The 22,924-nt window shown below is 41.5% G+C and carries 11 protein-coding genes; 7 read left to right on the plus strand and 4 right to left on the minus strand.

All coding sequences use genetic code 11. From position 1 onward, the window contains the following. Positions 1–50 precede the first annotated feature (50 nt). The 4 genes from D0S24_RS01550 to D0S24_RS01565 all read right to left on the minus strand — a co-directional run bounded on the left by D0S24_RS01550 (position 51) and on the right by D0S24_RS01565 (position 4,467). Positions 51–755, minus strand: coding sequence for an SCO family protein (locus D0S24_RS01550; protein ID WP_117018100.1), 705 nt, complete (start codon positions 753–755; stop codon positions 51–53). A gap of 4 nt (positions 756–759) precedes the next feature. After that, positions 760–1,557, minus strand: a complete 798-nt coding sequence (locus tag D0S24_RS01555; protein ID WP_251795676.1) for a formylglycine-generating enzyme family protein — start codon at positions 1,555–1,557, stop codon at positions 760–762. Between the two features lie 12 nt (positions 1,558–1,569). After that, positions 1,570–3,030: a copper-containing nitrite reductase gene (gene nirK, locus D0S24_RS01560; RefSeq protein WP_117018101.1), complete on the minus strand. Its 1,461-nt coding sequence runs from the start codon at positions 3,028–3,030 to the stop codon at positions 1,570–1,572. A gap of 174 nt (positions 3,031–3,204) precedes the next feature. Beyond that, a complete protein-coding gene (locus D0S24_RS01565) occupies positions 3,205–4,467 on the minus strand; it encodes an alginate export family protein (RefSeq protein ID WP_117018102.1) in 1,263 nt (420 codons plus the stop codon). A 440-nt stretch (positions 4,468–4,907) separates the two neighbouring features. On the opposite strand from D0S24_RS01565, the gene D0S24_RS01570 reads away from it, so the two are divergent. The 7 genes from D0S24_RS01570 to D0S24_RS01600 all read left to right on the plus strand — a co-directional run bounded on the left by D0S24_RS01570 (position 4,908) and on the right by D0S24_RS01600 (position 22,637). Then, complete coding sequence (locus tag D0S24_RS01570; RefSeq protein WP_220377711.1) at positions 4,908–7,235, plus strand: hypothetical protein; 2,328 nt, start codon at positions 4,908–4,910, stop codon at positions 7,233–7,235. Positions 7,236–7,901: 666 nt separating this feature from the next. Further along, positions 7,902–10,616, plus strand: coding sequence for an NPCBM/NEW2 domain-containing protein (locus D0S24_RS01575; RefSeq protein ID WP_220377712.1), 2,715 nt, complete (start codon positions 7,902–7,904; stop codon positions 10,614–10,616). Positions 10,617–10,756: 140 nt separating this feature from the next. Continuing rightward, positions 10,757–13,639, plus strand: a complete 2,883-nt coding sequence (locus D0S24_RS01580; RefSeq protein ID WP_181938003.1) for a two-component regulator propeller domain-containing protein — start codon at positions 10,757–10,759, stop codon at positions 13,637–13,639. Between the two features lie 546 nt (positions 13,640–14,185). After that, positions 14,186–15,328 carry a S9 family peptidase gene (locus D0S24_RS01585; RefSeq protein WP_181938004.1) on the plus strand — a complete coding sequence of 381 codons (1,143 nt, stop codon included), beginning with the start codon at positions 14,186–14,188 and terminating at the stop codon, positions 15,326–15,328. A 93-nt stretch (positions 15,329–15,421) separates the two neighbouring features. Further along, positions 15,422–16,699 (plus strand): alpha-L-fucosidase, encoded by a 1,278-nt coding sequence (locus D0S24_RS01590; RefSeq protein WP_181938005.1) that lies wholly within the window; start codon positions 15,422–15,424, stop codon positions 16,697–16,699. A gap of 905 nt (positions 16,700–17,604) precedes the next feature. Next, entirely contained in the window at positions 17,605–20,814 is a 3,210-nt protein-coding gene (locus D0S24_RS01595; RefSeq protein WP_117018107.1) for a TonB-dependent receptor, read from the plus strand. A gap of 8 nt (positions 20,815–20,822) precedes the next feature. After that, on the plus strand, positions 20,823–22,637 hold the full coding sequence (locus D0S24_RS01600; protein WP_117018108.1) for a RagB/SusD family nutrient uptake outer membrane protein: 1,815 nt from the start codon (positions 20,823–20,825) through the stop codon (positions 22,635–22,637). Positions 22,638–22,924 lie beyond the last annotated feature (287 nt).

Raw genomic sequence — 22,924 nt, forward strand, 5'->3', positions numbered from 1 at the left:
TTGATTATTCTTTTTACAAAGAATGGTGGGATTTAAAAAATCTGTTTGGACTAATGAACCAATTCTATAATTTTGGATATCGTTTCTTTATTGTTAACCCCTAGTCCCTCCTGTTGATAGGCCAATTCCCCTCCTTGATCAAAAACGCTTATGATGTTGGAATGTGAGAAATCCATGGGGGATATTTTTTTATAGTTGACCGCCAGGACTGCTGAAAATTCCCTAGTGTCCTCTTCGGATCCCCTAAGAAATACCCAATTATCAGTATCCATTTGGTTTTCCTTTGCGAATTCCTTAAGGCGTTGAGGGGTGTCCGTTTCCGGGTCGATGCTTACAAAAACAAGGGTAACGTCGTCTTTTTTATCGGCAGGGATCTGTTCTTCTATGCCGCGCATATCGGCCACCAATCTAGGGCATGCTGTTTTACAGGAAGTATAGATCATGACCATGACCAGGACATCCCCTTGCATGGCCTTAAGTTGTATTTCCTCATTGTTCTGATTGGTCCATTTGGACGGGAGATTAAAAATGGATAGCCCAGAGATTTCCCCGGTTTTTTTATTGTTCATGGCCAGAGGCTGAAGTTCCATTTTACAAACGTCACATTTTCCAGGTTGATTGTAAGTCTTGTCGCCTTCACAATGCATGGGACATTGATATTTTTCCGCCGTTGTTTTATTGGAATTCTTGGTATTACATGCCATTAGATTAATGAGCATAAGGCATAACAATACGGCATTGGGAATTTTTTTCATATCCTTAATAAGTTAGGTTTTTATTATTCGATTCCTTTGTTTGTACACATCGGAACCCTAAGTTCCGTATGGAATAATTGGCTTTTAGGCTTCCTCTAAAGGCATAGCGCATAAAGGCGGCATAGTTCATTAAGTCCGATGCTCCAACCGCCGCACTTCCACAAAAGAGATTACTGTCCTTGTCCACATCTTTTCTGGATTCACCGGAAATAAGGACCGAATTGAAGTCTATGGTCCACTCCCAAACAAGTCCATGTAGATCGTATATTCCCCAATAATTCTTAAAGGTGGAACCTATGGAATTGTTAAATGTTCTAGGAGCTTCGTACCAGTCCAATATTAGTTGGTTGTAGGTTTCCTTTTTACGGGCATCCGGACTATTTTGATCTGCCATTGCCGCGTATTCCCATTCATCTACGGTCGGTAATCTTTTTCCTTGGCATTCACAGTATTTCTTGGCGGCAAACCAAGAAACGTTGGTGACTGCTGCATCGGGGGCCAACTGGTTTCCAAAGAAATCATCCCCCTCCCAATTCACCAAGTAATTACCGTCTGCAAACAATCGTTTGACCTTACTTCTTTTCCATTCAGGATTTTCCCGAACAAACTTTAAATACTGTTTGTTGGTTATGGGATATACGTCCATTTTAAATGCGCCAACCGTTATGCTGGTCGAATCCACTCCGTAAAGTGGAATATAAGTCCCTCCTTTTACAGTAACCATTTGTTCCGCTTGTGCAAAAGTGCTACTGGTGGCAATAATACCCAAAAGGGAAAGTGCTACTTTAAATAAGGGACTCATATTTTTTTGATTCTATTTGTTCCTTACGCTTTTGACCATAGCCGGAGTTATATCTTTTTTGGAATTGCCCCAACTATTGTATACATAGGTAAGTACATTGGCCACCTCTTCATCAGTTAAGGTTTGCGCCGTCATTACACTATTATATTTTTGTCCGTTTACCGTTATTTCGCCCGTTTTTCCATGTAGAACAATGTCTATGGCGCGATTGACATCGGCATTTAAGTAATCCGACTTGGCCAAAGGAGGGAATGCATTGGCAATTCCCTGTCCCTCTCCTTGGTGACAGGCAAAACAGGTCTGCATATAGGTGGCTTTTCCAAATTCCATCTTTTCTTCCAAGGATTTGGCGGGGATTTCGGACTCCACCACTCCGTTTTCAGAGGGCATTTTTTGAATTCCACTACCTTCGGGCTGGTAAATACCGTCTTCCAGTTCCCCGGAATAAATAGTCTTGTTTTCCTCCCCTTCTACTTTTAACATTCCCAATGCTCCCTTGTTAAAGGCCCTGAATATGGAGTGGTCAACCAAAATAAAAGTTCCGGGCACATCAACTTTAAATTCTACTATAGCCGCTCCACCTGCAGGGATTAGGGTTGTTTGTACATTTTCGTTGATCAAATCACCTCCTTCTACATGTACTTTATCGAATATTTCGCCAATAACATGAAATGAGGAAACCAGGTTGGGCCCCCCATTGCCCACAAACAGGCGAACTGTCTCACCTACTTTGGCGGTAATGGCATTGTCCCCTGTCAAAGCTCCCATTTTGCCATTAAATACTACATAATCTGCCTTTTCATCCACTGCTTTTTGCATATCGAAGGGTTGTAGACCTCTGTCACCGTTGGCGCCTTTGGTGTAAAAATCGCCCTGCATAATATAGTATTCCTTATCCACCAAGGGCAGGCCCCCTTCCGGTTCAACCAAAATTAAACCGTACATACCGTTGGCTATGTGCATCCCTACGGGTGCTGTGGCACAGTGGTACACATATAGGCCGGGGTTTAGGGTCTTAAAGGAAAAAACCTTTTCGTGACCTGGTGCTACAAAAGAGGATTCTGCACCGCCCCCGGGACCGGTAACGGCATGCAGATCAATATTATGCGGTAATTTATTGTCGGGGTGATTTTTTAGGTGAAATTCAACCTCATCGCCAACCCTTGTTCTTATAAAACTGCCCGGTACCGAACCTCCAAATGTCCAATATACATATCGCACCCCATTGGTCATCTCCCCTTCCTGTTCCAGGATTTCCATATCTACTTTCAGCAACTTGGCCTTTCTATCCCCAACAGGTGTAGGCACATGCGGGGGAGCGGTTAGTTCTGCGGTCATTTCGCGATTTGCAGGAATATCTGCGGTGTTCTCATAAACAATTTTTTCCTTTTTTCTACAGGAGAAGTTAATGATGCCCGTTCCTATCGTCAGTATTAGGAGTAGTAATACTTTTTTTGTCGATTTTGTATTCATAATGTGTTGTTTTGGTTGTATATCTTATCAATATAGGATTTTTTATCCTAATATGGGGCAAAAATAATGGTGATCGTTATATGAAAACATGACATCTGTCATATTCACTATTTCTATATAAATGGGATTGATTAGGCATTGGTATCCGTGTCCATGGTTAAACTTTTCTTTGGATCAATCCTTATTTGAGAACAAAACAGGATTAATCGTCAACATGATCCAACCCCAGTTATTGGTGTTCCCGTCTGTATTCCCTTTAACGTTTTCCATACCTTGTGAGGCAAAAAGATGGGAGTATCCGGCACTGATACCAATTTCCTTTTGTATTTCATAGCCGTAAACCATATCCAGCTCCGCCCCTAACAGTTTATTGCTGTTCGGACCTATTTTTGCTGCAGCGGCGAATTTATGAACCGCTAAATTAAGGTTGGATTTTTCATTTAGAACTATTTTGGCGTGGGTGTATATGTCCAATAAGCCTACGTTGTTTGCATGGTTACCAACATAGAAATAGTCCATGAGTCCATTAAACTTATGATTGGTGCCATAAAGTGGGCTAAAGGCTTTGTTTTTATGGTTGGAAGGCGATCCGTTATCATTACCGCTTATTAGTTCTGCCCCGAGCCCTAAATTGGTTTTGGGAGTAATTTTATAGCTCCCTTCCAAGGATAGGAGATATGCGGTTAAATTGTTATTGGCCATATCGTTTCCAAACTGATAATAAATATTTGAGGTCATTTTCAAATTATTTGCCATATAATTTAAATGGGTCCCAAGGGTTTGGCTATACCTGGTTTCGTTGTTGTTGGAATTGATATCATCAATAAATTGTAGGCCATTGTTCAAAAAAAGTAAACTGGCCGAGAATTTGTTACCTTGCTTATGGATCCAAATATATTGAATGCTCTTATAAGTTCCGGGCGTGGCCAAGGTGGTCCCGGTTAAATTCTCCTCATTTTGGTTAAATGCAAACCCAAGGTTTATGGTGTATTTTGAATCGTCATAATTTACTAAAAGTGCATCATGACTTCTGGCCTGTTGGGCCCAATCTACATTGCCAAAAATTCGCTGGTCGTCGTAAATTATTTCTTGTCGTCCCACCTTGAGGGAGAAATTTGGATCCAATCGTATTTTTCCCCAGGCCTGATGAATCCCAACCCCATTTTTATCCGTGCTGTTTAGTTGAGGTACATCTCCCCATATCCGGATGTCCTGTAAGCTAAGATGGAAAGACAATTTTTCAATGTCATAAACACTGTTCAATCTGGTACGTTGTGAAACGAAGGCCGCTGGGTCTTCATTGTCGGGGAAAAGGGTTTTGAAACCGTGCCTGTATTCGAACCTTGGGCGTAATTCGGCATTTATGCTTAATTGTGCCTTTGCTTGGGTGGATAAAAGAATAAACAGAAGAACGTTAAGAAGTTTCTTTAGTTTCATAATTGTTTTGGTTGATTTTTCTTGGACAAAATTCAGACGGTATTAATTAATATTTTATGACTTATGTCATTTAGGAATGTTGGTATTCAAGTAATTATTCCTTTATTGGGATATTATTTTTTCCGGTATTTAGCTTCTGACACTTTGAAAACCATATGTCCCAATGATAATTGGGACATTATTATGGCCAAAAATAGTGCCATATTATTTTTATAGGTCGATTGGCGGGGATAGTTGCCCTATTCTTGTTTTAACTTTCCGTGGAATAGGCGATAAACGGGTAGCAATTAAAAATGAAGATAGAAAATAGAAATGTGGAAAATAAAATAAAAGTAGAGGTTACCATCCTTGCCAATTCCTTTTAGCAGTGGATATAGGAGGGATGGTCAAAATAGATTATGTCTGAACGGATATTAAGTTTTCAATGAAAAATGAAACAAATGAGCATCAGTTTTGTAAAACATTATATTAGCTTTCTTTATTTTAAAAGTATTTATTCAATTTGGTTCAATTATAGGGGAAGTTTACTTTTAATACCCTTTTTAATCTTAAGTTGTTCCAAGAATGACCAAACCAATTTTAAGACCAAGTATTTAGATGTTGGTTTGAATGGTCAAGGGCGCATTTACAGCTTAAAAGATATCACAAAGCAACAAGCTCGGGAATTAAGTCCATCCGATAAGAAATCATCATTGTTGTCCTTGTATAACAGTAAACTTGACACCATTTATGAGTCACAAAGTGCCGTATATAACAAGTTCGAGAATACAATCAAGCTTACTTATCCCAACAATTCCGTAGCTGAAATCAAGGTAGAGCCCAAAGACAAGTACCTTAAATTCACTTTACTTTCATTGACTAACCGTGAAGATATTGAGGGCGTGCAATGGGGCTCAATCCACACCAATATAACCAATCTTTTTGGTGAAATAATTGGGGTGGCCCGTGATACTAGTGAAACTATCAATTATGCCCTAGGGATGCTCGCCCTAAACGACAATACCCTTGGTGGAACTTCAAGGACCATAGCCGACGCTGCACCTTTTCAATATGTAATCCACTCCCCTGATACTATTCAATACCCATTGCCTAATGACCTTCATGAAGGACAGGTTTTTACCCTAGGTGGAAATGGAATCAGTGATGTGGCTTTTTATGCCCATAAGGAACCTTATTATAGGATTGTGTATGGCAATGCCGCTGAAGTAGATGATAAGGGAAGGATATCCATTACCTATAATTCCAGGGATAGGTCAAAGAAAAGGGAAGTATATTTTTCGTTAATTCCCAATATGCCTGCCAACATACCCAATCATATTGATGTTGAACCGATACCCGAGGTGGATTATATTGGGTCGTCGGTAGCATTATGGGGTAGTCCGGATCATACAGCGCTTATGGACGTTATTCAAGACATAGTAAAAGAAGAAAACTTGCCATACCCTACCATAAAGGATAAATGGGTAAAAGATCCTACTGCCTTTGTACCTGATGTACTTACTTACGGCAACTTATATGATAGTATTATTTCATATACCCACCAACTTGGTTTTAAAACAATTAGTTTATATGATCAAGGATTTGTTCGTGCAGATCGGGGTAACAAGGGATATTTGGATGGGTTTAATTTTGAAAAGAAACCAATACGTTTAACTGCAGGCAATGTATCTCACAAAGAATATGCGGATATGGCCGCAAAATACGGAATTACGATCGGTAGAACCCCTATTACCACAGCATTGGCTCCTGGTACTAAAGATGCAAGTCCCATTCCAAGTGATAGTTTGTGTTATCAGCAAAAACGCTTGTTGGTGAAAGGCATCAGTCCAACCGATACCATTATAATTGTAGACTACCCTAAATATATGGATGAGATTGCCAGTTGGGAGGGCCATGCCGAAAACTTGAATATGATAAAAATAGGGAAGGAGCTAATCCATTATTTGGGTATTTCCCAAGAGGAACCATACCGACTTTTAAATGTTAAGCGTGGCTATTGGGGCACAACCCCTAGCAACCACCAAGAAAATGATACCATTTATAAACTACAAGTAACAATTAATTATGGGTACGACGGGCTGATACCAAATCTGGCATTACAAGATGAAATTGCAGAATATTACGCCGATGTATGTAAGATAAATGGTCTTGGATATTACGATTTTGATGGACAGGAATTTCTATTCAATAACGGTCACGGTTATTACTCAGTGAAACGCTTTTTTGGTAAAATGTTTAACAAAGCCAAGGAGTATGGTTTGCCTTCCATTCGTTTTACCGGAGCTACCTTATCCGAAGGCTCATGGCACTACCAAAGCATCTGGAATGTTGGTGGAGGTACTAACCTATATGATTTAGATACTAGGGAATGGGGAAGTTCAACAAGTCAAGGTAAAGATTTGAGGGATGTTACCTATGCTAACTTCTTTCCTGTCGGTGTAGGGGGCAATTTTCCTATTACGGCCAGTTCTACAGTTGAACAATACGAGCACATTATGGCCATATCCTGTGGTATTGGCATGACATTTAGTTTAAAGCTAAATCAAAACGATGTGGAGAGTTGTCCCCAGAAATATGATATTTTTAAAGTGATTAGAACCTGGCAGGAGGCCCGGGAAGCAAATGCCTTTCCCAGGGATATAAAAAAACTTTTGGTAAAACCGGATAGAGACTGGCAGTTGGAGAAAGTAGATGATAATAATTGGGATCTATTTCCAATAACAAACAATACCAGGGGCGCCGTTATAAAATTATCCAGGGGGGATTAATTGTACCGGGTATGTTATAATTTAAAAATACATAAGAATCACAGATTGATGAAACTTGCATTAGGACAATACAAGATATAGAGCCAGAATTCAGGTTAATAACGGTTGCAAAAACAGGAATTTTCTTAGCGATCATTATGAGTTAGGGCCATTTTGAAATTTTAGTACATGACAAAATTCAATTTGGCAAGATTTTCCTCAATTTTTGACCCCGACCCTAAAGGGAGGAATCGAGGAAAATCAGGCTCCCTTTAGGGCTTGGGGTAAAACGGATTTTCCAAAAACCTTGTTAGTGTGATTTTTGTCATGTATTGAATTTTGAAATATAAAACGTAACAATTCAATTTTGACTAGGTAAAGGAGAAATTAATGTCCCAATTATCATTGGGACATTGTTATGGCCAAAAATAATCCCTTATTATTTTTTTAGGTCGATTGGCGGGGATAGTTGCCCTATTCTTGTTTTTTTACTTTTCATCCGATTTGCATTATTAGGGTTTTTAATAAATGGAACGGATAATTGTTTAATATTGGGAAGAGTTGGAAGTAGAATAAATTGTTTATAGAAAATAGTAAGGTATGAATGGTCTTATGAATTTGAAAGGGACAGTATTGGCATTAGCTTATATGGTTTTTTCCTGCTTGGTTGGAAACGCCCAAAAAATAATGGAAGTTGGTGAAATGCAGATTTCATTGGCGTTGCAGACCTATAGTGCTCCGATCAAGAATAAATCTATAACGGGAGAACTATTGTCCGTAGCCGGGGAGCGGTTCCAAAAAGGAATCGGAGTCCATTCCGCATCAAAAATCAAAATTAAAATCAATGATGGACAGCGGTTTACCGCAAAAGTGGGGGTGAACGATTCCAAAATAGATTATAGTTCGGAGCAGATCACATCCATTCCCTTGACCGATGGAAAACGTATGTTTTATGAGATTTCCGATACTAAAAAACAATTTGTAGGAGTAGAAGGAAACGAAGGGGGGGTAAGTAATGGAAGTGTGAAATTTATTTTGCTTCACAATGGTAAAGAAGTGTACAATAGCGGAATCATGAGGAAGGGCCAACCTTTCAAGGAGGTCGACATTACGGTAAAAGGCGGAATGTTGGAAATGATAGTGGACGATGCAGGAGACGGGGAGAGCGGGGACCACGCGGTTTGGGCAGATCCGAAAATTACTTATTTTGAGGTACCTCCCATTATGGTAGCCTATGATTACCAAGGGGAAAGGCCGGAACAATCAAAAGAAATCAGTTCAGGGCTTAAAGATTTAATCTCCTATTTGCCGGAAATAAAAATGCCTTTACCGGAGCCTGAATATGATTGGCTTATCAATAACGAACAGGCAAAAGCCTCTGTGTATAGGTCCGGTACGGGAAAGGATATTGTGTTGACCAATGGTTTGGTGGCGCGGGTCTTTCGCCTTTTGCCCAATTTGGCAACTATTGATTATGTGAATCAAATGACAGGGGAAAGCCTCTTGCGCAGTGTTTCCAATGAGGGAACCTTGGTATTGGACGGGAAGGAATATACCATTGGCGGGTTAAGCGGTCAACCCGAATTTGGATATACCTTAATGGAGTGGTTGGATACTATGTTGGTGGCCCCAAATTCTTTTATGATCCAGGATTTTGAGGTCAAGGATATTAGTGACCGCTTGGAATGGAAACGGGTACGATGGGCATCCAATACACAAATGCCCAGTGGCAAAGAGCTCATCTTTACATTGGCCAAAAATGACATTTTGGTAAAGGTCCATTACGCCTTGTACGATGGTATCCCGACCCTTAGTAAGTGGATAGAGGTCATCAATAAGGGGGATATTATGGTTCAATTAAATGAATTTAAATTGGAGCAATTGGCCATGGTTGAGGGAGAAAGCCTGGTAGACGTGCCCCAGTATTTCGAAAAGCCGAATATCCATATTGAAACGGATTATGCCTTTGGTGCTATGCAACAAAAAACATCGGATAAGACTACCTTCTGGGAAACGGACCCGCGCTACACATCCCAGACCAATTATGCCATGCAATTACCGGCAATGTTGGAGGTGAAACCCCCGTTGGGCCCCAATACGGCCATTGCCATTGGGGATACCCTTACCACTTTTAGGGTATGGGAGACACCATTTGATAGTTATGATAAGGAGCGGAATGGCCTGTTCATTAGAAAGATGTACAGGACCATTTCTCCTTGGGCTACCGAGAACCCTATTTTTCTTCATCTTACTTCTACAGACACCAAAAAAATAAAAGAGGCAGTGGATCAATGTGCCGAAGTGGGTTATGAGATGATCATTTTGAGTTTCGGCAGTGGCTTGGATATGGAGAAGGAATCAGCCGAATATTATAAAAAATTTAAGAAATATGTGGATTATGCAAAATCCAAAGGAATAGAATTGGGAGGGTATTCACTACTGTCCAGTAGGTGGATCAGTGATGAGGTAGATGTAATAAATCCGGAAACCGGGAAGCGTGGGGGAATGATATTTGGATCCTCCCCATGTCTGAGTTCGGATTGGGGGTATAATTATTTTAGAAAGATCAAGACATTTTTTAATGAAACGGGGATGAGCGTTTTTGAAAACGATGGTTCCTACCCAGGAAATGTATGCGCTTCTACTACCCATGCACACCATAACGGTTTGGAGGATTCGCAATGGAAACAATACGCCCAGATCCAGGGATTATACAAGTGGATGAGGGCTAAGGGGATTTACATGAACGTACCGGATTTTTATATAAATTCTGGCACCAATAAAACAGGCATAGGGTACAGGGAGGTAAATTGGTCCCTACCCAGGGCAAGACAATTGGTCTTGGGCAGGCAGAACTTATATGATGGTTTATGGAAAACAATTCCGAGTATGTCATGGACCTTTGTACCGCTTACGGAATACCATGGTGGCGGTGAGGAGGCCACTTTGGAGCCTTTAAAGGATCACCTGGTTGAATATGAAAGCCATATGATGCAAAATTATGGGGCAGGCGTGCAGGCCTGTTATAGGGGGCCAAGGCTATATGATACCCCGGAGACAAAGGCTGTAGTGACCAAGGTTATTAACTGGTACAAAAAGTATAGGGATATTTTGAATAGTGACGTAGTTCATTTAAAAAGACCTTCGGGCAAGGATTGGGACGGATTTTTACATGTCAACCCCAAATTGAAGGAGAAGGGATTTGTTATGGTTTTCAATCCTTTGGACAAGGATGTGGTCAGGGAGATAAAACTCCCCTTGTACTATACGGGAATAAGCAAGACAGCGTATGTTCGGGAAAAGGAAGGGCCGGGGAAAAAGTATAATTTGGATAGGGAGTATGAAATAAACGTTAAGGTAACAATTCCCGCAAACTCATATACCTGGTTGGTTGTGGAATAAGGGCCAATATAGATTTTGCCCTATCAGATATAAAATTTTCCTAAATAAAAAAGTTCGCAAATATAGGGGTTGAATTAACCTTTTACATGTTTTGAAAATGCAATACATATTGTATCTTGTTTTCAAAAGTAAATATGAAGATGCCAAAAAACTATGCCGCTCTGATTTTTATTTTTTTTATAGCCTTCCTTGCCGGAAGGTCCCAAGAATATAAATTTCAGCATATAACTACGGTAGAAGGGCTGTCCCACAATGAGGTTCGAAGAATTGTGAAGGACTCCCAGGGATTTTTATGGTTTGGCACCCAGAACGGACTCAACCGATATGATGGTTACCGATTCAAAATATTCAAGAATATTCCCGGTGATAGCACAACCATTGTTGGGGACAAGATATACTCTATGGTTGCTACCAAGGATAAATTGTGGGTAGGCACCATTACCGGACTTAGTATAATCAATACGGTTACCTTAGAGGTATTGCCAACCCCCACTATCCTAAAAACTGCAGGCGAAAAAGGTATGCTACAACTTTTTTCCGATGCATCGAATAAAGTTTGGGCCTCCACCGAGAATGAAAATTTTCTTATCGATGCAACCACTTTGGAGGTAAAGCCCATATTGGAAGATTATAAAGTAGCTACTGTGGCCAAGGGATTGGATAATGTGTACTGGATTGGGACGGATAAGGGGCTGTTGAAATTCGATGGCAAAAACAATTCCATAATCAAGACTTATGACATTGGGGCATTCAATGTTTATGGGCTGGATGAGATTTTTACCAATACCTACGGAGAGTTATGGATTACCCTTGGGAGTACGATTCTGAGGTACCAATCCGAAAGGGATAGGTTTGTCGAGGTCTTTCGGTCCGATGCCTTAAATGCTATAGCACAGAACAAGAAGGGGGATATTTTCTTTGGCAGTTACGGGAGTGGGGTTTTAAGATATTCAAGGGATACCGGAATGTTCGTGCCCATTTTGGCCAATCCGGAAAACCACCTGTCCGTTAGTAGTAACGATGTGTACGAAATTTATGTGGATGAAGAAGACATTATATGGGTAGGCACTCAGGAAGGATTGGACTATTACGATAGTTCCAGGCACCGATTCAATAGTTTGGTGCACCTGCCGGAGAATAGGAACAGTCTTCGCAGTAGTTTTGTCCAAAATGTTTTTCAGGATAGGGACGGCACTTTTTGGGTAGGGACGAGAGAGGGAATAGACCATGTTGTTTTTGGGGAGGGTTATTCCAATCCTAAAATCACCCATATAGATATGGGAAGTATAGGCTTCGAATCCCTGAACAAGGATTATGTTACCAGCATATACAGGGATTCAAAAGATAGGTTGTGGATAGCCACCATGGGCAACGGACTTTTTATGATCCATGAAAAGCATAAGCACTATAAGCATTTTATTCAAGATGATGGCAATGCCACCAGTTTAGCGTCTTCATCGGTCAGGGCCATCTTGGAAGACCATTTGGGGAGAATGTGGTTTGGCACTGGTGGCGGGCTGGCTTTGTTGAACGATCAAGGCAACAAAGATTATTCCTTTGAGAATTTTGGATATTCCAAGATGACCACCAATTCCGAACCCTTGAACGATATTTATACCGTGTTTGAAGATAGCAAGCATAGGATTTGGATAGGGACCAATAGGGGCGGATTGAGTTTGTTACAGGAAGAGGGGGGCAGTACGGATTTTTTAAGATTTAACCATAATCCAACGGATCCTAAATCCATTAGTAACGACGAGGTTTTTGTTATTTATGAGGATAGTAAAAAGCGGGTTTGGTTCGGGACTTCGGCCGCTGGGCTAAATTTGTTAAAGGAAGATGGAAGGCCGGAAATAAATGAAGGTTACTACTTTCAAAGTTTCACTGAAAGTGATGGGCTTGCCGATAATGAAATCAATTCCATATTGGAAGATGACGAAGGGGATCTATGGATTGCAACCAATACCGGTTTTTCTGAGTTCAACGCAAATACAGAAACCTTTACCAATTATTCTACTTATGATGGGGTATTGAAGGGCAAGTTTAGGAAAAATGCAAGATGGAAAACGAAGGATGGGACTCTTTTTTTCGGTGGCGCAGCTGGAATAAATTATTTTAATCCCAATAACTTTAAACTTAACAAAGTTGTTCCGGAACCTGTTTTTTTGGATCTGTTGATAGACGGTAGGGTTATTGAAATTGGGCAGCAATTGGATGGTAGCGTCATCGTGGATAAGCCTTTAGGGTCTGGATCAGTGGTAAGACTGCCCGGAAAGGATAATCGATTTCAAATTGAATTTGCCTCCCTCACATATGCTTCCCCCATCAGGAATATATACGCCTATAAATTGGAGGGTTTGGATAAGGATTGGCGATTTACTACGGGAAATGATCCCAGTGCCCGCTATTCCAAACTTAAGGCCGGAAATTACCGCTTTTATTTAAAGGCGTCGAACAATGATGGGGTTTGGAACAACGAACCCATATATCTCGATATCGTGGTTAGGGCCAATTTTATGGATAGAAATATCGTAAAGATCGGAATCGGAGTTTTATTGCTCTTAACACTGCTTTTAGGGATATTGGCCTTTAAAAAGTATAAGAACCACACCAAACTAAAAGAAAGTAGCGCAAAAATAAAGAAATCCCATAAGCCCATTGATCCCGTATTGAATGAAGAGAATTTGGAAAAAATTAAGGAATTGGACCAGTTGATGGAAATGGAAAAGGTGTATTTGGATTCAGAACTGGGGCTTGGTCAGTTGGCCGATAAAATTGAAGTGAGTGCCAATCATTTGTCCATGCTGCTCAATGATTATGTGGGTAAAAATTTCTATGATTATATAAATCATTACAGGGTGGAAGAGGTTAAAAAACGACTCAAGGATCCCAATTATCAGAAGCAGACCCTTTCTTCCATTGGCGGGGATTGTGGCTTTAATTCCAAATCCGCTTTCAACAGGATTTTCAAAAACCTCACCGGGAAGACACCCAGTGAGTATCAAAATATGACCAAGGACTAAACCCTGATCGGGACCTGTCAGTGCCCTTATTTAATATGCCATAGTTTTTTTGGAATTTTTTTAGCGGACAATATTCATGCATATATTGAATATGAATCTAAATAATTCTTCGAGGATCTTTCCTTAGGAATAGTCTGATTCAATATGTAGATTTTCCTACCTCCTGAGTTGGGCCCAGCTTTGGCTTGTTCGTAAGGTAGGGTTTCCGATTCGCCCTTACCGGTGCGGACTATTTTACCTCTCCTTGGGAGAGGTCGGGACTGCTTTTTCAGCAGTCCCGGGTGAGGTAAAATATAAAGTTTCTTCAAATTTTTATTTCAGGTTTGTCCCATTCTTCATTTTAGGACGGTTATGATATAATTAATATTTATAATTGTTTATGGATTGGTAGTTTCCCCAATAGTGGAACTTTTGCATTTAACGGTTTGTGTGATGTATTTGAACAAGTTAAGATCAACGTTTTTATTTTTTTTGGTTTTTGCAATATGGCCTTTCTGTGCATGTTTTGGTCAAGAAAAACTTTCTATACCCAGAATAGATCGATCATTGATTAAAATTGATGGTTTAATTTGGGATCTGGATCTTCTTCAGCAAACACCGGGATTTACTTATGTGGATAGCACCTCCAATGTAAGAAAAATTCTTTTTGATGGACCCGACCATAATGGTGGGAGTACAAAAGTATTTGCTTTTTATTCCAATCCGGATATTATAAGGACGGGTAAAAATCAAGGGAATACCTTTCCTGGAGTGGTTTTGATTTCAGGAGGTGATCAAGGCGCTATGAGCGAGTGGGTGCAACGGTGGGCCCATGAAGGATATGCAGCAATTACCTGTGATTACGGAAACACTCAAATGGAGCTAGGGAGAGGGCCGATCTTGAAAAATTCAGAGGAGCGTTTGGCCATAATATATGATTCGATCGCAAAGGGTCCTAAAGCAGTAAGGGGCTATAGAACAGCAGCAATAGCTGTATTGGCCCATTCATTAATTCTTAGTTTTCCGGAGGTTGAGAAAAATAAGACTGCTGTTACCGGTATTAGCTGGGGAGGATTTCAAACTTGTATTGTTTCGGGAATTGACAATCGTTTTAAGGCAGCTGCCCCGGTCTATGGCTGTGCATTTCATGACGAGATAATATTTAAAAGATATTTCAAGAATCTCACTAAGGAAGAAATGGCCCTTTGGATGGCTAAAATTGATCCTAAAAACTATCTGCCATTTTCACAATGTCCAACACTTTTTATTAATGGCAATAAAGATGGATGTTTTGATATATTGCCTTTTGATAAGACCACAAAGCTAATTCCGGAGAAAAACAGGTTCGTTAGGATAACCCCTAATATGGGCCATGACCATCCCGATGGATGGAGGCCCAGGGAAATCGCCGTGTTCTTTAATTCCATTTTTAAAGATCAAATTCCTCTGGCAAAAATTACAGCTGTGGAAAGGACAGATAACATGATAAAATTTGATTATAAGAGCAAGGTGACTCTTAAAAATGCAAATTTTTATTATACCAATGATACCCTGAATATTAATGCAGACCGAACTTGGAATTCCATTCCAGCAGAGATTTCAGTGGGAGGCATAGAATGTACTGGACCTAAAGAGGGGTTTGTTATGGGTTTTCTTTATGTTACCGATATAATGGATTTAGGGGTGTCGAGTGAATTGATAATTAATTAGGCTACAATGTTTGCCGACTAATTAGGTTGGTTGATGTCTATTTAAAGAAATAATTGTGCAAATCAATTAATGAACTTAAAAATAACTTTGAAAATGAAAAATTTAAAATGGATCTTGATCCTGCCCTTTTTAGTGTACTTGTCTTGTAAAAATGCGGACAAGGACGAAATATCCTTGGTTGGTGATCTATATGCCAAACAAATTGTGGGCCTTCCATTGGATTTTTCAAACGGGAAGGAAAACCTGGAGTATAATTGGTATATGGCACCGACCCCTACCGGAGAATGGAGCCGGTTGCAGGGGATATGGACCCATGAAATAATATTGCTCACTTCCTATGTTGGTAATTTTATCAAATGTGAGATAAGCTATAATGAAGCGGGGAGCGATAAAAAAGTTAGCGACTCCGTAGTATCTTCTTCAGCTGTAGCGTATAATGGGAATACCAATACGGATTGGTTCAAGGATGCCGGTTATGGGGTAATGCTGCATTATTTAAAGGAGGCCATGGTTCCTGAAGGAGGATCCGAGGAATGGAACAAGACCGTTGATAGTTTTAATGTGGACCGCTTTGCCAGTCAGGTCCATGAAGCCGGGGCCGGTTATGTCATGTTTACCTTAGGGCAAAATTCCGGGTATTATTGCGCTCCCAACAAGGCTTTTGATAAGGCCGTTGGGGTTGGGGCAGGGGAATTGTGTTCCAAAAGGGATCTTCCCAAGGATTTGATAGCAGCGCTTAAAAAGTACGATATTCCATTAATTCTATACCTGCCGAGCAATCCCCCCATAAATAACAAATATGTGTCCGAGAAATTAAGATATTCCTTCCAAAAGGATTCCGCCACAAGTCAGTTCAATCAGCCCATTTTGGAAAACATGATAAGGGAATGGAGTATGCGCTATGGCGATGATGTTAAGGGATGGTGGTTTGATGGGCTATATTCCTGGAACGATATAAGGAGTACCCGTATGGACATGTCCCTTAAGCATAATATAAGTACCCATGCCCTAGCCGCAAAGGCCGGAAACAAAAATAGTATCGTTAGTTTTAACAGTGGCTTTGGAAAGATTCACGGGAACACTCCTTATGACGATTATACCTCCGGTGAGAAGGCTACCATTGATGAATTTCCTTCCGGCCGATGGGCGGAAGATGGGGTGCAATGGTTCTTGTTTACTTATTTGGGTGAAAAGTGGGGAGGTCACGGACAACAATTTGTAACCGATACATTGGTGGACCAGGCCACAAATATTGTGAACAATAAAGGGGTATTGTGCCTTGAGGTAGTAACCAATTCGGAAGGCGGAATTCTCCCCGGGCATTTAGAACAGATCAAGGCAGTCGGCCGCAGATTGAAAAGGTCCAGGTAGCTTTTCTTTAATATCTTTAAAAGTAATCTTAGGCTTCCCTAATATATTTATCGATCTAAAGATTCTCCGACCCTTGGGGCGGGTCTACCTATTCGTCAAACAGGGTTTACCTCTCCTTGGGAGAGGTCGGGACTGCTTTTTCGGCAGTTCCGGGTGAGGTAAAATAGAAATTTCGTTAGGGTTCTTCGGGCAAAATGATACCGATAGTTCGGTATGGCGAAACCGGCCAGAATAACCTTGTCGGGTTATGACCTCTATGTCCGCCCGTTCCGGTACGGACGGGAACGAAGTAGTCGGGCAGGGGTGAAATCGGGGAAAATCAGGCTCCCCTGCCTACCGGACAGGCAGGCTTTAGGGTTTGGGGTAAAACGGATTTTCCGAGAAACCTAGTTAAAACGATTTTTGTCATGTACTTAGATTTATAAATCTAAAGATTCTCCAACCCTCGGGGCGGGACTACCTATTCGTCAAACCGGGTTTACATCTTCTTGGGAGGGCCCGCCCGGGTCGTTCGGACGGGCAGGCTTTAGGGTTTGGGGTAAAACGGATTTTCCAAGAAACCTTGTTATGACGATTTTTGTCATGTACTTAGTTACTTCATAATAGAGCGTACAAATTCATATAGTCCCAATGCTCATTGGGACTATTTTTCAACACCTGAACAGGTCTCAATACACCTTCTAGGTCGACCAATGGTTAATTTAATGTTAATATCGTCCTGAATTTTACAGCGGAATTGAGTTTCCGCTGAAAAGGCTAACACACTAAACTAATTTAAACAAAGTATGCATTATGGCTTAGAATTATTTTATGGATGTAATGGCCAAGTAACCAGATTGGTCAAGGAGGTTCCGCAAACAGGAATGTCCTAATTAAAGGAATAAATAACAATCAAAACCTTAAGAATGAAATTAAAAAACTTAAAAGGGCACAGAAAAATCAGTGCTAGTTGGGTAAAGATGTTTCCCTTATTATTTTTAACATTTACGGCTTTATCCATGAACGGCGCACCAATGCCGGCCATGCCATTGGAGATGGTGCAACAGACCATTACAGGGACCATTACGGATGAAATGGGATCCCCATTGCCGGGCGTAAACGTATTGGTAGTAGGGACAACCAATGGTACCCAATCCGATTTCGATGGGAACTACAGTATTACGGCAAGTCAGGGAGATATACTTCGCTTCTCCTATCTTGGCCTTATGACCAAAGATCTTGAAGTGGGCAGTGCAGCTACCTTAAATGTCTCCATGCAGGAGGATGTAAGTACCTTGGACGAAGTGGTCGTTGTAGGGTATGGGACTACCATAAAAAGGAATTTGACAAGTTCCGTATCTGCAGTAACTACAGAGGAAATACAAGAGATTCCGGCAACTTCCTTGAGTAATGCGGTTGCCGGTAGGTTTGCAGGGGTTAATATTAGTCAGGCTGGCGGTAAGCCCGGTAGAAGTTCCGATATCATTATTAGAGGGGCAACCTCGGGACAGTTTGCAGGAAATAATGAACCCTTATATGTAATAGATAACATTATCTCAACCAAGGAACTTTTTGATGCCCTGGATGTTAGTGAAGTGGAATCCGTGTCCATATTAAAGGATGCGGCCTCTTCTGGAGTCTATGGATCTAGAGCGGCAAACGGGGTGGTCCTGGTAAAAACAAAATCGGGAAAAAGTGGAAAACCCACCATTAATTTTACCTCTACCATAGGAACTACCGAGCCTACCAATGTTCCCCCAATGACCAGTGCCTATCAGCAGGCGTTGATCATTGGTCGGGTACAGGATTTTAATAATGTGCCCGCGGACGATCCGGGAAGGTTCAACCAGACCGAATTGGATTATCTCCAAAATTTGAATATTGGATCTTTCCTTGATCAAGCGGAAGAAACACCCATATTAAACAGACATGCCGTAACAGTAGGCGGTGGCACGGACAATGTCCGCTATTTCATGTCCGGATCCTATATTAAGGAAACGGGTGCCGTAAGTAATCTATCCTATCAGAAAACCAATTTTAGGGCCAAGGTAGATGTAGATATTACCGAAGACCTGAACGTTTCCTTAAACTTAAATACCAATAACGATCTGCGCGAGGAGTTTTATTGGAGATGGAACGGAACCGATGAGGATTTCGGGGATTTTTATAGAACCACCAATAGAACGGGCCGATGGGGTCCTGCAGTTCACAATGGCGAGTATGTGGCCAATTTTAACGGTTGGAACCCTGTACATTTGGCAGAAGAAGGAGCCGGAAGCAACGACAGAACCTCTCGTAACATCGGTGCCATTGTGGATGTAAATTATAAGTTTCCATTCCTAAAGGGGCTTACCGCCGGAATGACCTATAACAAATTGAACATTCGCAATGATCGCACCTTACGGCGGAATATAGTAGAGGATATTACGTTTGGGGTAGATCCCAACAATAGGTTTGTCCTCACGGATGAAATCCTGGGAACCAGGCTTAGAAGTGATGACGGGGCAGATTCCAACAGTTTACAGGAATCTACGGCAGAAACCAATTCCTATCAGTTGAATGCCAGGATCGGCTATGAGAATACTTTTGGTGACCATACCCTCAACGCATTCTTTAATTATGAGCAATATGAAAGGGATGATAAGTCGTTTTACGCCCTTAGAAGAGGTCTGCTTACCCCCTTGGTATCCCAATTGTTCGCTACCAATCCTGCCGTTGAAAACCAATTTGCCAATGGCAATGCCGGGGAAACCGGGAGACAGTCCTATATTGGAAGTTTGGGCTATAATTATAAGAACAAATTTTTCCTGAACTCCACCTACAGATATGATGGTTCCGTACAATTTGCAAAGGATGAACGATGGGGATTCTTCCCTTCGGTTTCCGCAGCATGGATTTTGAGCGAGGAAAGCTTCTTTAGCGATAATTTGGGCTTCTTCGACTTTTTTAAACTTAGATACTCTATAGGTAGTACGGGCAACGATGACGTTACAGGAGGGGGGACTACAATTTTTCCCTATATCCAAAACTATAACGTAGGAGGTACAGGACCAATTTTTGGAACCAACAACGCCATTTCCAGTGCCACCTCCATTGGTGCGGAGCCGGATCTGTTCATTACCTGGGAAAAGCAGACCTCCTATAACTTCGGATTGGACTTTCAGGTCCTGGATGATAAACTGTCTACGACCATCGATTTTTTCAAAAACAAAAAGACCGATCTGTACGGTAGTAGACAGGTATTTATTCCTTCCTCTTCAGGACTCACCTTGGGCCCGGTGAATTACGGAGCCATAGATATAAATGGGGTGGAAGGATTGGTGACCTATAAGGATAACCTTACCAACGATTTTAGTTATGAGGTAGGGTTTAATGTAGGCTACTCCAAAGCGGTCTATGTTACCTTGGACGAACCCGAAACAAGAAGACCCTATGAACTGCTGTCCGGTAACGAGACCAGTAGGTTTATGGGCCTAACGGCGGAAGGGATTATCAGGACCCAGGACCAATTGAACGACCTAATAGCCAGCGGCTATACCATATATGGTCAAGTTCCGCAGATTGGGGCGTTGTACTTTAAGGATTTAAGAGGTCCTGCCGCCGTTGATCCCCAAGGGAATACCCCGGACGGTGTAATCGATGACAATGATAGGGACTTTATAGGGGCAAGAAGCAACCCTTCTGTCAACTATGGAATACGGTTGAACTTGCGATATAAAAGACTTACCGTTATGGCATTTGGCCAAGGCTTTGCAGGAAACCAGAGGTATCAGCCTGCCAATAACAGATTTACCTTTGCGGATATAGGGAATTCTTCCCATACCCAATGGCTCAATGCCTGGACGCCGGATAGTCCTAATAATTCCTTTCCACGATTTGGATCGCCCTATTCGGATACCGATTCCTCATTCTGGATGGAGGATGCCGATTTCCTAAGATTGAAAAATTTGAATGTTGGCTATGATATCCCTCTGGCCTGGGCCCAAAAAGTGGGAGCGGAAAGGATCAATCTTTTTGCCAATGGGACCAATCTATTTATGATCTACAGTAAGATCAAGGCGTTTGATCCCGAGACCTCAGGAAGAGGTATTCCGGTGAACAAGACTTATAGTTTGGGATTAAATGTTACATTTTAAAAAAAGGTATGATGAAGATAAATAATATAAATAAACTGGTAATTCTTTGCTTTTTGTTCCTTACACAATGTAGCGAAGATCCTTTGGACAAGCGGCCTTTAGGGGCAATTAGTGAAGATGTGGTGTGGAACGACGAGAATCTGGCAAAAGGATTTTTAAACAATATCTATCTTAGGGCCATGCCGGGATGGGCAACAACGGCCTCCCAATTGTCGGACGACGCCCATGGGGAAAATGGATTTATGTACGGGGAGGCACAACCGGGATCAATGAATATTTATGCCAATAGTTATACCACTATTAAGGATATAAACCTATTGATCGCAAAAATTGGCACCGGGACCATAAGTACCGAGGCGCAGGATATGATGATTGGTCAGGCATTGTTCTTCAGGGCACATCTTTATTTTAGACTGGTATCCGCCTATGGCGGTGTACCCTTGGTGCTGGAAGTAAAGGATAAATCGGATGTTGAGGCCTTGCAGGTACCCAGAAACAAGACTTCTGAATGCATTGCCCAAATTTTAAGCGATCTGGACGAAGCTACCGAATTGTTGCCGATCAACTATCCAAATGCCGGGGAAGATTATGGAAGAATAACAAGAGGTGCCGCATTGGCCTATAAGGGAAGGGTATTGTTGCACTATGCCAGCGAACAATTTGATCCTGCCCAAGATAAGGGTCGTTGGCAGGCGGCCTATGATGCCAATAAAGCGGCACATACCTTCCTTGTTGAAAACGGTAAAGGACTGCATTCCAGTTATGCCGATCTGTGGTTCGATGAAACCGAATCCAATCCGGAAGCCATTATGATAAGAAGGTATACCCTGGATCAATCCCACACTAGGGATGCCGGATGTAGGCCATTTATTGTAGGTACCAACGGAGAATCCTTTGACAAACCTACCAAAAGTTTGGTAGACGCCTACCCCATGAAGGATGGAAAGGCCATAGACGATATTACTTCCGCCTATTCCTATGATCCTACGGCACTTTGGGTGGACAGGGACCCAAGATTTGAGGCCAATATTGCCTGGAACGGGGCTGTATGGCCTTTAAATAATCCGGCGCCCAATAGGACCAGCGATCTGGAATGGTCCTTTCAACAGAGTGCCATTGAAGCTCAGGCCGATAGTAGGATAACGCCCACCAGCTTTAGTTGCAGAAAGGCCATAGATGGTTCTATAGAAGGAGGTGCAGCTAGCTTGAACTCCCCTACGGACTGGATGGAAATACGATTTGCCGAGGTACTGCTTAACCTAGCGGAGGCCGCCAATGAGGTTGGACTTTCCGGGGAATCATATACCATTTTGGAGCAGATTCGGGAAAGGGCCGGTCTGGAGCCTGGAGGAGATGGTCTGTTTGGACTGGAAGCGGGAATGGACCAAGATCAAATGAGAGACGCCATTATGTTGGAAAGAAGGTTGGAATTGGTATTCGAGGGCAAACGCTCTTCCGATCTTAGAAGACGTAGAATGTACGATGATATTAATGGCACCTATCGCCAAGGTTATAGGATTACCAAAACCGCAGCCTTTGATGCCCTTGATCCATCCAATGAAATATTGGATGACCGCAAGGCTTTGGAAGAAGGTATTTTGGACGGTTCCATAGATTTGAGCGACCCCGTTGTCTATAATACCTATTTTACAACGGAGTTAAGAAGTGTTGAAAGGTTTGGGAATATTGATGACAATGGTGATGCCATCAATTATTTGGACAATTATTATTTTTTCGATATTCCTCAGAATGATCTGAATAAAAATCCCAACCTGGAACAGACCAACGGATGGCCGGGCGGAAACTTTGACCCCTTACAATAAGAAGTTAAAAATTTTAAGAGACTGTCCAAATTTTGTTTTTGGAATATTTTATAGTGTATTTTTTTGTTAGACGAAGGTATTTTGAGGTTCATAGCCATAGCTACGGACCGAAAAATAGCTGATGTATGGCGGGAAAAGACGCATAAAAGAACCAAAGGATAAAACTTAGACAGTTTCTAAGTTGATTGTTGAGTTACATTAGTATTGAGTTAGTTGTTAATTAGTTTGAAAAAGAGGCTGCATTTTAGCAGCCTCTTTTTACAATAGAATACATTTACCTTTGTTGA

The organism is Arenibacter sp. P308M17 (assembly GCF_003426735.1).
GTDB lineage: Bacteria > Bacteroidota > Bacteroidia > Flavobacteriales > Flavobacteriaceae > Arenibacter.